This window comes from Mucilaginibacter sp. OK268 (assembly GCF_900103125.1).
Lineage (GTDB): Bacteria > Bacteroidota > Bacteroidia > Sphingobacteriales > Sphingobacteriaceae > Mucilaginibacter.
On sequence record NZ_FNJV01000001.1, the window covers coordinates 507,595 to 522,543 of the forward strand.

Annotated in this window: 13 protein-coding genes; 6 read left to right on the forward strand and 7 right to left on the reverse strand. The window is 40.8% G+C overall.

Translation table 11 applies throughout. The features are described from left to right. Positions 1-50: 50 nt before the first annotated feature. From BLR84_RS02030 to BLR84_RS02045, 4 genes are read left to right on the forward strand one after another with little or no spacing between them, the layout of a single operon-like run. Positions 51-320, forward strand: coding sequence for a hypothetical protein (locus tag BLR84_RS02030; protein WP_090463606.1), 270 nt, complete (start codon positions 51-53; stop codon positions 318-320). Beyond that, positions 317-928 carry an alpha-ketoglutarate-dependent dioxygenase AlkB family protein gene (locus tag BLR84_RS02035; protein ID WP_255366840.1) on the forward strand — a complete coding sequence of 204 codons (612 nt, stop codon included), beginning with the start codon at positions 317-319 and terminating at the stop codon, positions 926-928. The genes BLR84_RS02030 and BLR84_RS02035 overlap by 4 nt, the downstream gene beginning before the upstream one ends. A 51-nt stretch (positions 929-979) precedes the next feature. Beyond that, positions 980-2,071: a S1/P1 nuclease gene (locus tag BLR84_RS02040; RefSeq protein WP_090463609.1), complete on the forward strand. Its 1,092-nt coding sequence runs from the start codon at positions 980-982 to the stop codon at positions 2,069-2,071. Positions 2,072-2,074: 3 nt separating this feature from the next. Next, the gene (locus BLR84_RS02045; RefSeq protein ID WP_090463612.1) at positions 2,075-2,326 is read left to right on the forward strand and encodes a hypothetical protein; all 252 of its coding nucleotides are present in this window, start codon (positions 2,075-2,077) and stop codon (positions 2,324-2,326) included. Positions 2,327-2,388: 62 nt separating this feature from the next. Here BLR84_RS02045 and BLR84_RS02050 read toward each other — a convergent pair whose 3' ends face one another. From BLR84_RS02050 to BLR84_RS30520, 7 genes are all read right to left on the reverse strand, one after another. After that, positions 2,389-2,646 (reverse strand): hypothetical protein, encoded by a 258-nt coding sequence (locus BLR84_RS02050; protein WP_090463615.1) that lies wholly within the window; start codon positions 2,644-2,646, stop codon positions 2,389-2,391. Between the two features lie 589 nt (positions 2,647-3,235). After that, positions 3,236-4,852 (reverse strand): hypothetical protein, encoded by a 1,617-nt coding sequence (locus BLR84_RS02055; protein WP_143013804.1) that lies wholly within the window; start codon positions 4,850-4,852, stop codon positions 3,236-3,238. Positions 4,853-5,057: 205 nt separating this feature from the next. Continuing rightward, on the reverse strand, positions 5,058-6,728 hold the full coding sequence (locus BLR84_RS02060) for a RagB/SusD family nutrient uptake outer membrane protein (protein WP_090463621.1): 1,671 nt from the start codon (positions 6,726-6,728) through the stop codon (positions 5,058-5,060). An 11-nt stretch (positions 6,729-6,739) separates the two neighbouring features. After that, positions 6,740-10,030: a TonB-dependent receptor gene (locus BLR84_RS02065; RefSeq protein ID WP_090463624.1), complete on the reverse strand. Its 3,291-nt coding sequence runs from the start codon at positions 10,028-10,030 to the stop codon at positions 6,740-6,742. 173 nt (positions 10,031-10,203) lie between these two features. Further along, entirely contained in the window at positions 10,204-11,373 is a 1,170-nt protein-coding gene (locus BLR84_RS02070) for a FecR family protein (protein ID WP_090463627.1), read from the reverse strand. Positions 11,374-11,468: 95 nt separating this feature from the next. Further along, positions 11,469-12,059, reverse strand: coding sequence for an RNA polymerase sigma factor (locus BLR84_RS02075; RefSeq protein ID WP_090463630.1), 591 nt, complete (start codon positions 12,057-12,059; stop codon positions 11,469-11,471). A 645-nt stretch (positions 12,060-12,704) separates the two neighbouring features. After that, positions 12,705-13,037, reverse strand: coding sequence for a winged helix-turn-helix transcriptional regulator (locus tag BLR84_RS30520; RefSeq protein ID WP_218128197.1), 333 nt, complete (start codon positions 13,035-13,037; stop codon positions 12,705-12,707). Between the two features lie 114 nt (positions 13,038-13,151). Between BLR84_RS30520 and BLR84_RS02090 the strand changes: the two genes are divergently transcribed. Next, complete coding sequence (locus BLR84_RS02090) at positions 13,152-13,541, forward strand: nuclear transport factor 2 family protein (RefSeq protein ID WP_090463636.1); 390 nt, start codon at positions 13,152-13,154, stop codon at positions 13,539-13,541. A 310-nt stretch (positions 13,542-13,851) separates the two neighbouring features. Beyond that, entirely contained in the window at positions 13,852-14,631 is a 780-nt protein-coding gene (locus BLR84_RS02095; RefSeq protein ID WP_218128198.1) for a carbonic anhydrase, read from the forward strand. Positions 14,632-14,949 lie beyond the last annotated feature (318 nt).

Here is a 14,949-nt window from a genome sequence, read left to right on the forward strand (position 1 = left end):
ATTTAGTATTTATTATTCTTTTTTGCACTTTTTTCTCGATTTTTGTTTTGATGAGAAGTAAGCTATTCCAGGAGAAGCCGAAGATGGCTAAAATAGGGGGAGAAAGATGGGTGCGCATCATACCGGATACGGGAGAGGGCTATCTGCTTTACGACGTCTTACAGGAGGTTTCTATCGGCTGCATCCTCTTTGATGCCGATGATAATTGGATATATGACGGGGAGTCATTGACCGTTGATGAGCAGGAAGAAGCGGCCGGATTTATTAACGGTAATCATAAAGAAATGGATAGATTGATCAGGGATTTAGGAAAAAGATGATGGAGCAATTGTGTTTTTTCCCTGATGCGGGACAAAGTAAAGGGCTGCCAACCGACTTCCTGGAATACTTTCCCGGTATATTCAGCGAGGAAGAAGGTAATTGGTTTCTGCAAAAGTTGATAGCGGAAGCGCCATGGAAACAAACTGTACAAAAAATGTATGATAAAGAAGTGATCACCCCACGACTAACAGCCTGGTATGGTGACCTCGGCACTGATTATTCTCACCCTGGAAGGATATCTAACCCGACCCCGTGGACGCCCGAATTACTGGCGATTAAGCAAATCGTAGAACCCTTAGCGGGTACTCAATTCAATAGTGTTTTGTTAAATTATTACCGTGACGGCAATGATTCCGTTGCCTGGCATAGTGACAAAGAAAGCATTTTGGGCAAACATCCGGTCATTGCTTCGGTTAGTTTTGGCCAGGTCCGTAGTTTTGATATCCGCAACAAAACAGACCACAGCGAAAAATATTCAGTTCGGCTGGAACACGGTTCCTTCCTGCTGATGAAAAGCGGGTTACAGGAACATTGGGAGCACCGGATCGCCAAATCCCTTAAGCCTATGAAGGCGCGTGTTAACCTGACCTTCCGGGTAGTGATCTGATATTTACCAAAGAATTTAATTTTTAAACTATCCACCATATATATTCGCAGCATGAAGAAACTGTTTATTTTTTGTTTGATAGCCCTTCCGGCAACACTGATCTCCTGGGGTTTTAAAGGACACCGGGCTATCGCGACAATCGCGCAAAAACATTTGACCAGCAATACCGCCTATGTCGTTTCAGCTTACTTAAAAGGTGAAAGCATGGCAGAAGTAGCCACCTGGGCAGATGAAAACCGCAATCCGACTACCGCACCCTGGCATTTTTTAAACCTGCCCCTGGGTTTAACGCACGAACAGTTTGTCAAATTTGTAAGTGAAAGCGATAATAATGTTTATAGTGCGATCCTGAAGACGGAAGCAAGCCTGCGGGACAAAGGTTTAACACCCGATCAGAAGAACGAGGCGCTAAAATATCTGATCCATCTGGTTGGTGACGCTCATCAGCCGATGCACGTCAGTCGTAAAGAAGATAAAGGTGGTAACACCATCCAAGTACGTTTTGACAATAAGGGCACTAACCTGCACAGTCTTTGGGATAGCAAACTGATCGATCATGAAGGTTTCAGCGAAGCGGAAATTGTCAGGTCTTACGATGTAGCGACAACCGCGCAGATCAAACAATGGCAATCAGATAGCCCCATGGAATGGATCTGGGAAAGTTATCAGGTCAGCAGCGAACTTTATGCACAAGCCAAACCCGGTCAGGAAATAGATGAAACTTATTACCAGAAATACATCACCGTTATCCATAAACGTATCGGTCAGGCCGGTATCCGTTTGGCTGGTGAACTCAATAAACTGTTCAATAATGAGCAGGTGAAGGTGAACAGCGTATTGCCCTCGCCGTCAGCTGGTGCTCAAAGTGTAAGTGCCGTAAAGCTGGAGGAGATCAGGAATGCGATTGGGAGAAACGTGAGTGTGCAGGGCAAGGTGTACAGCAGTAAGGATATTGGCAGTATGGTACTGGTCAATTTAGGCGCAGCCTATCCCAATCAATTATTGACGATCGCGCTAAAAGGTAAAGCAAAAGAATTGGGAAATCAGTTGAGCGATAAGATGATCACGGTGGAAGGGGAGGTAATTGACTATAAAGGAAAGCCGGAAATTATTATCACGGATACATCAAAGGTCAAATTTTAATTTATGCATGAACCGTTTATCATACCCGTATCCTACCAGGGACAGGAGTACGAATTTAAAGCGCGTTTTGAGCGGTGGGGTTACACCCATCGCATCGCCGTGCTGATCGATGAAATGACTTTTACCTTTGAGCCTGATGAGGAAGGCAGCTACCGGGCTTTGATCAATCCGGAGCAGCCCATGGCACCGATTCCGATGAATCTTCATCTGCTTCAAACAATTGCGGAGAAACTGGCTAAACTGAGCAATGCTTAAATTTTTCTTAGGCTGACTCTGGGCCACTGATCTTTAATCAATAGGAAAATTAAAATGGCCTGTTAAATAGCTGGTAAGGCAAGGCCTTTTTGTAAGATCGCTTCACTGTATTGAGACTCCAACGGCAAATATATTTTAGGGCATGAAGACCGGTCAGTAATGTAGAACCGCTGTTCATCGTTATCGTTTACCTGCATATGAAACCTTACTTTCTTCCGCTCAAACAGCACATAAACCTGGAATAGCTGAAGCCTTACCCTGTTCATGGTTATAAATTCAAATTCCGTTCCTTCAAACGTGATCTTAAAATTCGTAGTCATGCCGCGAAGTTAGAAAAGAACAGCTCAAATCATAACTTATAAGTATCCGGTCCCTCTTGATATGTTATTTCCCGAGATACTAAGTTATAAGTGATGTTCTGACGGCCTGCAGGTTCTTTTTCTAATATTCTTTTCTCGATCAGCTCTTATATATCCCTTAAAACAGTATCTGGGGCATTCATTCATAGACCAACTCAGATAAAGGTAAATCTCGTCAGATAAAGGTAAATCTCGAAATTGCAACTTTATTCTTATGAAGACGATAAAGCTTAAGTATTATACACGCACCTTAAGCTAAAATCCACAATGCTGATGGGTTGACATTTTCCTTATCAACTTCCATGTAAGCTTTTCCGTTTTTAAAAGTTACCATCAAGATGCTGTCATAATCATTATCTGGTCAAATCAAACCCGTTTTATTGTTGATGCCAAAGCCCTAACGATGAGAAAACAGTGATACTCTTTAAACTGAACATAGGACCATACCCATAATTATGTCGCTGTTACATGTTAAACGAACGCTCCGTTATTTCGGAAATCGATGTCCGTATTATTAAAACTGATATAATAAGCATAAACATAACGATCGTCATAAAACCTTTCTTAAACTGTCAACCAGCTCTCCTATACTTCCGTTTTGCTGATTTCTAAAAGCCAAATCGGTATAAAGAGTAGCGCAATATTTACTGGATGACTTTAGAGCCTTCCATTCCGACCATAAGAGGTCGTAATGGTTAATGGCCTGCTTAATTACCCCTATATTGAAACTGCCGCCCCGTTTTGCGATGCCGTTTTCTATCATCAATATCCACATCTGTTCGACCAGTTCATATTTTATCCGGCCATAGGTACATGACACTTCAACAGCTTCCTGATCAGCAGCATTGTTTACATAGATTTGTTTCGACAACGCTTCAATCTGCCTCCATATGGCTGAAGCCTCTGCTTTTTCAGCCAATATTTCTCTTTCTTTTTTTTTGTTAATGATTTCATTGACTATATTTTTGTTTTCTACCGCCGAAAAATATTGATCACGACTCCACCAAACGGCATTAGATGTATAACTGTTCAATTGTCCTTTCCGCACACCTTCTATGGTCAATAGATTTAGCTGTCTGAACAGATCGGCTTCATAACCAGTTAACCCAAGCCTTTTAGCGAACTCATAAAAGAGGGCTTCTTCGGACTTTTCGGGATGCTGCGCCCATTGTGAAAGCACGTATGTATTCAAATCTGCCCATAACTCATTAGTGATATACGGGCCGTCCCATCCGCCTCCATTTGACCATGTCATAACTCCTTTTAATAATCCTTTACCCAAAATATCTTTTATTCCCCGCGGATTGTCTGGATCGTTAAGCTTCCCATTGAATTCATGTCGCCCAAAAACGATTTCATATTTCGTCTCCGGCCAGCCGTCTATTACGCCTTTGGCCGTATAATACGGATGCGCACCTTTCCCGTAAGCTTCCATCCTTGATTGTGCCTCCACTATCTGTGCATGGTTGCCGATGGCGAGCGTAGGATTAAACGGTGTCATGCGGTGAAAATCGTCCTGCTGATATTTAATGACAAAAATTAAATTAGGATGCGGTTTTATTCGATTGGTAACTGCCAGATAATAATCGGGGTTGTTATGGAAATTATATCCAAAATCCCAAGTACGATAAAACAGCTTCTTATTGCGCTTTACACAAATCTCATCCCGTAAAATGTTTATCAAGGTCACTTGATCTTCTATACCACTCTTACCATCACGTATAGGCCCACCTCCCATATGATAAGGAGCATCCTGTAAATATGTTTCGCCAAAGCGAAGTGTCAAACCGTCCAGTTGAGGAAACCGTTCAAAAATCCCGGCTATCTGTGCACGGAGCATATCCTGGGTCCTTTTGCTTTGCATATCGGGCTTTCTTGACCGTTCGTCCATGCCGCCAGTCCCGGCTACCTTGCCTTTCCCCGTTATTTCGCTGCCATATCTTGTCCACAATGATTTTGGAAAAACAATGAAGTCGGTAAATGGATAAACACACATACCAGCCTTTTTACAGGCATTCAGTTTTTTATCGATTTCCGCAGCTTTCGCCATTATCCATTCCCGCTCTTTACTGTTTTCAGGAACAATGCCTTTTTCGTAATTATCATAAGTAATGGCGCAATTGACAAACCAATGAGTTACCATTCCATTAAAACCCTGAGATTTCATGTAAACTGGATCATTATACTTTGTTACATAAGGTACTTCTCCTGGGTTATTATGCACCATGTCCAGAATGTATGGAAGTGGTTGAACCGCTGACTGTGCAAATGCCTGTCCAATCATTATGGACAGGCATGCAATTAGTGTCAGATACTTAATTTTTATCTTAAAATTATCCATTTAAAATAAGCTTTGTTTTTTTAGCATTACACTAATAGCCAGGATTTTGAATTAATTTGGCGTCTTTGTTTCTTTCTATTTCACTTTGAGGTATCGGCCAAAGATTGTTGGTTGGTTTGATATTGGCAGCAACTGGATTATGCGCTACATTTACGGTCCTATCGTAAACCAGGTTAAGCCGGGCCAGAGTAAGCCGTCGCTTTTCTTCAACACCTAATTCGCGCATCCGCTCATCTAATATGTAATTAATATTGACCGCAGAAGATAATATGGGTGAGGCATTTGCCCTCGCTCTGACAACATTTATATCTTTTGCAGCGTTTTCCAACAATCCGGCACCGAGGTATGCTTCCGCACGTATTAAATAGGTCTCGGCCAGACGGAACATATATTGATTACAATATGTACCGCCTGCTGCAGAGCTCAGTAGAAGCGTAGACTTATTGATGAATAATCCATCGGGGTGTTTTCCTGGAGTTGTGCATTTAGATTGATAGGCGTAAAATGCCCTGCTTGGCACGATAACTCCCGGTGGCGGATTTTCTGTCGAAACGGTCTGACCAAAATACGCGGGTTTAGCTGGATCGTTGTAGGTGAAGGTGCGGACAAAATTATAGTTTGAATTTCTCATGTCATTACTAAAATCACTGGTCCAGATGGAGTTGGTAAAATATCTTGTGGAAATGGCCCAGCCAATACCCCTTCCCCCGGTATAATCAGATACCGGCCATAAAAACGGTTTTGCGCCATCGCTTAATGTGAGATCCCTTATTAAAGGGGCGTGCTGTCTTTCCAAACGATAGCTGCCGTTAATGGAGGTGGCGGAAGAAGAGCCTCCCGGCACATCGTTTTCAAATTGAATTACCCAGATAGCCTCTTTATTACCTGAACTACGGTTTTGGTTCTTCGGCCTGAATAAATCCCAATAAACATCTCCTGGATCTGCGCTTTGCGACCCAAATCTGGTTTTCATTAAAGCCATATTTCCGTCATCGATTACAAGATTGGCCGTTGTAACCGCATTATTAAACTGCCCTGCGGCTAAATAAACTTCGGCTAACAAATGCTGGGCTGCCGTTTTGGATATTTGGCCATCTTGCACCGCCGAAATTGCCGGCAGGTTAGCAGCGGCAAACATCAGGTCGTCAATTACCTGCTTATAAACATCCGCCTGACTCGCCCTTACGAAATCCGTCTTAGGCGAAGTCACTTCGTTCAACACTAACGGAACCCCACCATATAAATAAGCTAGTGTCCGATAGGCAAAACCTCGAAAAAACCGGGCATTCGCCTGAACAAGATTAGCATCTGCACCAGTTACCGATGAGGATGGCAACCTGTTTAAAATAGTGTTCGCTTCTGAAATGATTTTATAGAGGTTAGTCCAATGGATTGTTAAATAACCGTTACTGGGATTGGTTGAAACTGCGTAATCACTGAACCTTTGAGGGCCACTTGGCTGGCCGTCATATACCAGGTCCAATCCGTAGATGTAATCAAATGGACTTTGTTCATCGTAAGTATAAAATTCGGTACGAACTAAATTATATAAGTTATAAACAGAAGCGTTAAAATCCTTTAAAGTGCTGAATGAATTGACCGTACTTGCAAAATCGAGTGGTTTTTCATCGAGGAATGTCTTCTTACATGATATTGTACTCAGTAATACAGTACACATCAAAATTTTATATAGATTTTTCATGTTTTTAATAATTAAAAGGTAACATTTAATCCTGCGGAATAAGCTTTAATAACCGGGGATGCTCCATAAGCAAAGCCCTGGATGGTTTCAGGGTCCCATCCTTTCCACTTCGTCCATGTTGCAAGGTTCTTACCGCTCAGGTAAACACGCAGATTTTTTATTCCCACTTTGTTGATCAGTGCGCTACTAAAATTATAGCTGAGTGAAACCTCTTGGAGCCTGACGAAGCTTCTATCCTGATAGATGCCTGGGTCGATAGCCGGCACGCTACCCGTGATGCGGTAAGCTGCATTTGGATTTGAAGGTGTCCAGTAATTGACTTCTTTAAACCAGTTATTTCTTATGGCATTATCTCCCTGCTGAATGCCAGTATCGCTCCATGGATTATTGTAGCCCAAATAGCCATTTTTTCCACCCTGTACAGAGTTGATAAATACAAATAAAGAAAACTGTTGATAAGAAAAAGTATTGCCTATACTAAACCTGTAAGCGGGTTCGGTATGCCCTAAAATTACCCGGTCATCTGATGTTACTTTACCATCCCCATTGACATCCACCAGCTTATTGCCGCCTGTGTAATAACCGCTCGGGGGTGTTTCGCCAATTTGCCATATACCATCGGTTTTATAGTTGTAGATAGCACCCAAAGGTTGTCCGATAAACAGGTTGCTGGATACAAGGTCACCGGAGCCCAATAACTTTTTGATCTTGTTTTTATTGGTTGCATAATTTAGTACGGTGCTCCATTGAAAATCTTTTACTTTAACGTTTATCGTATTTAATGTAAATTCGGCCCCCGAATTATTTATTTCCCCGACATTGGTATTGATAGACGAGAATCCCGTAATTGTAGGGATGTTAACACTAAAAAGCAAATTATTGGTACTGGTATTGTAGTAATCCACAGCTCCACTTATCCGGCCATTGAGTAAAGAAAAATCTACACCAATATTAATACCGGTTGTGGTTTCCCATGATAGGTTGTTGTTGGCTAATGTAGCTACCTGCTGGCCAAATAAGGTACCGCCGGCATCCCCGAAAACATAAGCAGCTCCCTGCGACACAGTAGCCAAAGAAGCATAACGGTTGGTTAAATTGCCATTGGAGCCATAACCCACCCGTAACTTTAAATTATCAAGCCAGTTGATTTTAAGAAAGGACTCATTACTGGCTATCCATGCAGCTGCCACTGATGGAAAAACACCAAATTTCTTATTACTCGCAAAGCCGGAAAAGCCATCCCTTCTGATCGTAGATGTTAACAGGTATTTGCTTTTATAGCCATAACTCAGCCTGGCAGTTTGATAATTATAAGTCTCGCTATAAGCGTTGGATGATATTTGCTGGATAAGTCCTTGCTGTAAACTATTATAACCCAACGATATATTGTTGTATCCCGTGCCTGAAGCAGATGTGGTTTCATACTTACGCTCTCTTGCGCCATAAACCATGGTTAGGTCAATTGCATGATCAGAACCAAAAGTTCGTTTATAATTTAGAATGTTGTCCAAAGTATAATCGTAGGTGGCATCATTAACTTTTGAAACCGCCCCTGTAAAATTAGCGGAGTATTGGTTAGCCATATAATGTTGATTCCAATAATATCCGTTGCCATAGTTCAAACGATAGGTAAGTCCTTTGACATGAGGAATATTGAAAATCCCGTAAAAATTACCTGACAAAGTATTTCTGTGGTTATAATCGCTTCCATAGGTACTTAAAAAGGGGTTATTAATGGATGCATTAGGCGTCAGATTGATGGCTCCGGCAGGGCTGTATGGAGTGTTCAAAGGACTGTAAAGCATGATGCTTCGTAAATCGGGAGGGTTACCGGAATAATCAGCAAGTGAAGTAAATGCCTGCGCTCCGACAGTAAGCCAATCGAAAACTTTCGTTTCCAGATTGATTCTTACCGATTTCCTGTTGAACTGATCATTAATAACAAAGCCTTTTTGTTTGGTATAGCCGCCAGAAATGAAAAAATTGGTTTTTTCGGTAGCGTTACTCACACTTAGCTGCTGGTCATACAACAAGCCCGGATTAGTGGCTGCTTTGTACCAATTGTAATCGGTTCCATTATCATAGCCCGATACCTGTGTAGCATCTAATTTTGAGCGGAGATCGAAGGCCGGATTTGGTGTAAGGTAATCAGGCGCTAAATAAGCTTGTCGCCAATTGATATCTTTTACTTTTTGTATAAACTCATTCCTGTCTAAAGGATGTAACTGGCTAGCTGGGTTCTGTGTAGCATAGGAAGATGAAAAGTTAATAACCGGCTTGCTGCCTGCTTTCCCTTTTTTTGTGCTGATCAACAATACGCCGTTTGCTGCTGATGCACCGTAAATGGCTTTACTGCTTGCATCCTTTAAGATATCGATGGAAGCGATGTCATTTGGATTAATGCTGGATATATCGCCACTATAAACAATTCCGTCCAGAACAATCAAAACATTTTGGGATCCGGAAATTGTAGATTGTCCTCTGATTTGAATCGTAGGCGACTGGCCCGCAGATGATACCTGTCCGATATTTAAACCGGGCACCGTTCCTTGCAACAACTGTACTAAATTAGTATTGGGCGATTGTCTGAATGACTCCAAATCGGCACGTGCAACTGAGCCGGTAATGTCCGATTTCTTTTGAGCACCATAGCCAATCACGATAACCTGATCGAGGGATTTAAGGGAAGGCGTAAGTTTGACGGTCAAGTTTAGTTCTCCGTTTAACGCAATTTCCTGCGACTCATACCCGATAAAGGATACAACAATGGTAGCATGTTCCGGAACCGTGAACGTAAATGAACCCTCTGAATCGGTGACGACCCCAGTATTTGATCCTTTGACTTTAATTGTGACGCCTGGTAAGGTTTTTCCGTTTTCATCGAGGACTTTACCTTTTATTGTTACAGGCGGAATACCGACGTCTTTTGTAGCATCAGTTCCTTCCTTCCTTTTTAAAACCACAGTCTTATTGACAATAGAATAGGTGAGCGGCTGGTCCTTTAAAATCGCGTTTAGGGCTTGTTCAATATTTACATCCTGTAATTCAACAGATACCCTTATATCTTTGACAAACTTGTATTTGTAAAAAAAACTGTAACCGGTTTGCTTATGCAGCTTGGTAAACACTTCAGCTATTTGGATGTTTTTTTCTGAGAGCGTAACCATTTGCGCGTATCCTTTGGCGGATACTTGCACACAGGCAATAATTAAAAGGAGTGTAGTGAGTTTCATCACCAGAATGATTTTAGATGGAAAAATCCACCCAATGGCAGCTAATTTGCCACATAGTTTAAATTTCATACTTTTGTTAAGCTTGGGTTAGTAATGGATTCGTTTTTTGACTGGCCCGACGTAATTAGCCGAAAGTGTTGGAAGCACTTTCGGCTCTTTTTAGGCATGTGGGTAATTGTATAGCTATTTCTTCATATCATTGAGCTTTTTTGGTTTAACAATTGTTTGATTAAAAAGGTCATTTAAGGCAGCACTATTAATTTTTTGTCTTTTATTTTAAAGTGGACATCTCCCAATTCCAATATTTTTAATGCTTCAGATAATTTGGAGCTTCGCGGTATCTGCCCTTCAAAAAAATCATCACTTATTGCTCCCTCATAACTTACATCAACATCATACCATCTGGAAAACTGCCGCATCAATGACTGCAGGTCAGCATGTTCAAAGCGGAAATAACCATTCTTCCAGGCAACAGCAATTTCAGTATCCACTTGTTGTATGTTAATAGGCGCCTTGCCGGGTTGAATAATTGATTGTTGCCCGGGTTTAAGAAACTTTGCACTGGGCTGGTTAAGTTGAGATATCTTTACCGATCCTTCCAGTAAGGTTGTTGTTACTACCGATTCGTCCACATAGGCGTTAATGTTGAAATGTGTGCCAAGTACCTCGACTATTTGGTTGTTACTGATTACACGGAATGGTAAATGTTTATTTTTTTTAACTTCAAAATAAACCTCTCCGGATATTTTTACCTGCCGCTCATTTTCCCCAAAAGCGAGCGGAAAGCTAATCGACGAACAGGCATTAAGCCACACATCCGATCCGTCCGACAGAGTAATTTGATATTGTCCTGCCCTTGGCGTAGTTACCGTATTATATAGCATTTCGCCATTGTTTGGGCCAGCTCCTAAAGCTGTATTGTTATAGGCTAGCCGCCCATCTTTTGTCTTCTTGACAATGGCGCTTTTTTCTCGGGCTAATATTCCGCTTTGGGCTTGATCAAGGTCGATTTTTTCGCCGTTTGATAAAGTAAGTATTGCTTTATTACGACCGGGACTGGCATCGGTTTTTATAACAGCAATTTTGTGCGCGCTGTATTTTATTGACGGCCTTAAAAATAAGTATGCACCGACAGATAAGCAAAGAAGGACAATTGCTGCGGCAGCAACGCGATAAGAAAAAAACGTTGTTTGTGCAGCTGCCCGGTCAGAATTGCTTTTCATTTTCATAACAGACCGAAGCATTCGTTCCTTTAATGCCTCGGGGCTATCACCCAGGAGATCGGGCATGCCGGTGTCATCAAAGGATTTATACCAATCATTGAATTCCTTACGTTCGTCTTCTGTAATGCTATCATCCTGCCATTTCCTGGCAAGTTCCCATATGCGTTCCTGGTTTTCCTTTGCAGCCATTAAAGATGTCGTTTTATATATAGACAAAACAAAGGCACAAATCCCTATGCAGCAAAAAAAAATTGCGACCTACATGCAGGTATTGAATATTACCGTTACGAGAACAAAAGAAAAATGGAGATAAGGAATAATGAGATATGAAAAAATGTCCCCTTGAGCTTTTTACGGGCCCTTGATAAATGAGCTTCTACTGTTTTTTCGGAAATTGTCAGTTCCTCGGCAATTTGTCGTTGTGAATATCCCTGAACGTACTTTAAGTTGAAAATTTCCCTGCATTTGTCCGGTAAGCTGCTTAAAGATACCTGTATGTGTTGTTGGAGGTCAAGTAAGTCCAGCCGGTGAGTTGTACTTTCATCAATTTCTGATACTCTTTCAGCAATCTCCTGAGAATAAGTCACTCGCCGGGCTTTTTTTGATAACCTGTTAATTACGCCGAACTTTACTGCTGATGAAAAATAATTATCAAATCCCTTTATCAATTCGAACGACCTTCGATTCCGCCAAAGGCTGTAAAATATATCTTGAACGACTTCTTCTGCTTCGCAGGAGTCATTTAATCTGTTTCGCGCCAATATATAAAGCTTACTCCAATAGCGTTCATAAATTTCAACGAATGCAGCCTCATCATCTGACGTTAAAAGATCAGCAAGTTGATGATCATCAAAAGCTCCGTAAATGGACGCCATGTCTTATAAAGTTTTAAACATAAAGTGAATAAAAGAGGTCGCCTTCTATTTCCGGTTTGGCAATAATTACTACGATCTTAATTGCGTTCAATACATCACAAGTGTACTGAAACGAATCATTAAAATCATCAAAATGAAATTTACTGGTTTCGTTTATAATTGACTCGACGAAAATAGTTATTTATAATTGTTTGCAAAATATTATGTTTTGGTTTAACTATAACTGGCATCCTCTTTGGACTTCCTGGATTAGTGTAAGTTCCCTGATAGGGTCTGCTCCCGCGGCCAACAAACCCATTCTGGCGCATACTCCGCAAGATTCACCTAATATAGAATTTGAATTTGACACCGTTTTTTCATTCCGGATCCGGGCACTTCCGTAACTTACAGACCTGCCCTTGTATATAGAAAAACCAAACGTCATTTTAGGGCCTAAATATCATTACACCGTTTAAAAACCAGTCAACCGGCGTCGAGTCTTAGCTTCAAAGTAATAGTCGCGTTCAGTTTGCGTGATTTAGTTAAAATTATATCGGGTAACCAACTGTAACCGTTGTTTTTCCCTTCTAAATTTACATCGGTAAAATTAGATAGGAAGAGATTTGCGAAGCGATGAAATTGATATATAGCTATTAAGAATAAATATCAGAAAAGGTTATGGAGTCCGAAAGCTGCAAGTTGATCTACGATTGGCAAAGTATTTAATCCTTTGTCCGTTAGTCGGTATTCAACTCTGGGGGGAATTTCTGCGTATGATTTCTTAGCAACAAATTCATTTGCCACCAAGACGTTCAATTCGTGCATTAGCACCTTCTCACTGATTCCGGGAATACATCTTTTTAACTCGCCGTACCTGATAGTCCTTTCATTTATTTGGAACAGTATTAACAACGTCCATTTGCCACCCAACAATACTAAAGATTTTCTAACCGGGCAGTTTATATCCGACTGCATGATTATTTTCGGAGTTTCTTCCATTTGATTATCAATATATCTAACCTACAGGTAAGTACCTTACCGGTAAGTAAGTACTTGTGCAAAAGTAAGATATCACATTACTTTGCAAAGTAAACATTAAAAAAATCAAATATTATGATGCCAAAGGAAATAATTTCAGCCTATTTGGAAGCCTTAGGAAAAGGCGATGTAGGCCTTGCCTTTTCATTCTTTAGTCCCAACGCACAATGGCATCAACCAGGATCCCACAAATTTTCAGGAGTAAAATCAGGAATCGAGGCAATCGGAAAAATGCTCGGTGGTATGATGGAAGCAACCCGGGGAAGTTTTGCATTGAAGCCATACGGAAATTTAATGGTCAACGGCAAGATGGCCGCATTGCCAGTTCGCTTTAGCGGCACAATTGACGACCGAAACATCGATATGACCGGAGTAGACCTGTTTGAAGTAAATGAAGGAAAGATCACAGGAGTATGGCTATTTTCCGATGATCAGGAACTCGAAGACAAGTTTTGGGGTAAATAATTCTTTTCAGGGATTCAATGACGAAGGATCCGAATTAAAAAAGAGCTTCAAGGTATTTAATTACAACAAAGTACCATCATTTCCAGTCCATAAGGGAGCTTCCCCTATTAGAATAGTAACGGCAATGACAATTATCGATACAAATTCAGGGTTGTCCCCATTGAAGAGTATTCGAATAATAGTTATTGCCAAAACTTTTTTGAGATTTAGATAATGATCAACTTATGAATATCAAAAGGTATAAACATAAACTTCTTCTCCTTACTACCTATTACAAAAAAACAATTAAATCTCTTTAGTACCTACCTATATGAAAAAAATACCACTTGTAATTATTGTATTGTTTACTCTCCGTTATTTTGCTGATGCACAGAATGTACAACCAGTAACCGTGATCAAAAAGCACGAACAATCAGCTTCCGGCTCCTTAAAATGGCGAGCCGACCACTATATTGTAAATAGAGATTCGGCATTTACCGACCCGGGAGTAGCCATAAAAAAGCTTATGGGAGGCAATAAGAGATTCGTCGAAAATAAATCCATTCGCCCCAGACAGGATGCGGAAACCATTAAAAAATTAGGCTTGGGTCAAAAACCTTTTGCAACCATTGTAAGCTGTTCTGATTCACGCGTGCCAAATGAAATCGTATTCGACCAGGGTGTAGGTGATTTATTTATTATCAGAACCGCAGGGCAAGTTTCATCGGCGGCCTCTTATGGAAGCATAGAGTATGCGGTGTTAAAATTGTACACCAGGTTAATTGTTGTTTTAGGACATACTGAGTGTGGCGCCGTGGCGGCGGCAGTGCAAAGACCTGAAGATGTTCCTGGCCACATAGTGACTTTAATAAATGAAATTAAACCTGCTGTAGCCAAAGTAGCACACATGCCGGGCGATCCTGTAAATAATGCAGTAAGACAAAATGTAATCGATCAGGTGAATATCCTCAGGAATTTAGATCCTATCTTGCATAAAAAATATTCAAAAGGCGAGATACTGATCGTAGGCGCCGTTTATGATATTCACACTGGAAAGGTAGAACTCTTAAAGGAAACCTTGCATGGTCTTCCGGAAAAGAAATCTAAGTAAGCCATACCACCATGAAAATTAGGGTCAGCGCCTTCTATAATGTTTTTTGTAGCTGGATGACTCTTTTTTTATACATGGCATTGCTCTGCCTTTTAAGGACGTAGCAATTAAATAAACATCTGAATTTATGACTTAATTCTTTATACTTTAAGTTTAGAATGCACTCGAATAACCTGTGGTTTTGTTTATATAAGTCCCGATTGAAAATTTCAAAGGGAATTAATTGTGTTTTTTACACTTTTAAATTTTATTTATATATTAGTCCGCTAATCACTAAATTTTTTAATTCAAACCAATTACTTACGCAATAACCGATCT

Excerpts from the sequence above, each read along its gene's own strand:
- BLR84_RS02055 (WP_143013804.1), bottom strand. The coding sequence starts at position 4,852 with ATGAAATCTCAGGGTTTTAATGGAATGGTAACTCATTGGTTTGTCAAT.
- BLR84_RS02045 (WP_090463612.1), top strand. The coding sequence starts at position 2,075 with ATGCATGAACCGTTTATCATACCCGTATCCTACCAGGGACAGGAGTAC.
- BLR84_RS02050 (WP_090463615.1), bottom strand. The coding sequence starts at position 2,646 with ATGACTACGAATTTTAAGATCACGTTTGAAGGAACGGAATTTGAATTT.
- BLR84_RS02035 (WP_255366840.1), top strand. The coding sequence starts at position 317 with ATGATGGAGCAATTGTGTTTTTTCCCTGATGCGGGACAAAGTAAAGGG.
- BLR84_RS30520 (WP_218128197.1), bottom strand. The coding sequence starts at position 13,037 with ATGGAAGAAACTCCGAAAATAATCATGCAGTCGGATATAAACTGCCCG.
- BLR84_RS02030 (WP_090463606.1), top strand. The coding sequence starts at position 51 with ATGAGAAGTAAGCTATTCCAGGAGAAGCCGAAGATGGCTAAAATAGGG.
- BLR84_RS02060 (WP_090463621.1), bottom strand. The coding sequence starts at position 6,728 with ATGAAAAATCTATATAAAATTTTGATGTGTACTGTATTACTGAGTACA.
- BLR84_RS02075 (WP_090463630.1), bottom strand. The coding sequence starts at position 12,059 with ATGGCGTCCATTTACGGAGCTTTTGATGATCATCAACTTGCTGATCTT.
- BLR84_RS02040 (WP_090463609.1), top strand. The coding sequence starts at position 980 with ATGAAGAAACTGTTTATTTTTTGTTTGATAGCCCTTCCGGCAACACTG.
- BLR84_RS02095 (WP_218128198.1), top strand. The coding sequence starts at position 13,852 with ATGAAAAAAATACCACTTGTAATTATTGTATTGTTTACTCTCCGTTAT.
- BLR84_RS02065 (WP_090463624.1), bottom strand. The coding sequence starts at position 10,030 with ATGAAATTTAAACTATGTGGCAAATTAGCTGCCATTGGGTGGATTTTT.
- BLR84_RS02090 (WP_090463636.1), top strand. The coding sequence starts at position 13,152 with ATGATGCCAAAGGAAATAATTTCAGCCTATTTGGAAGCCTTAGGAAAA.
- BLR84_RS02070 (WP_090463627.1), bottom strand. The coding sequence starts at position 11,373 with ATGGCTGCAAAGGAAAACCAGGAACGCATATGGGAACTTGCCAGGAAA.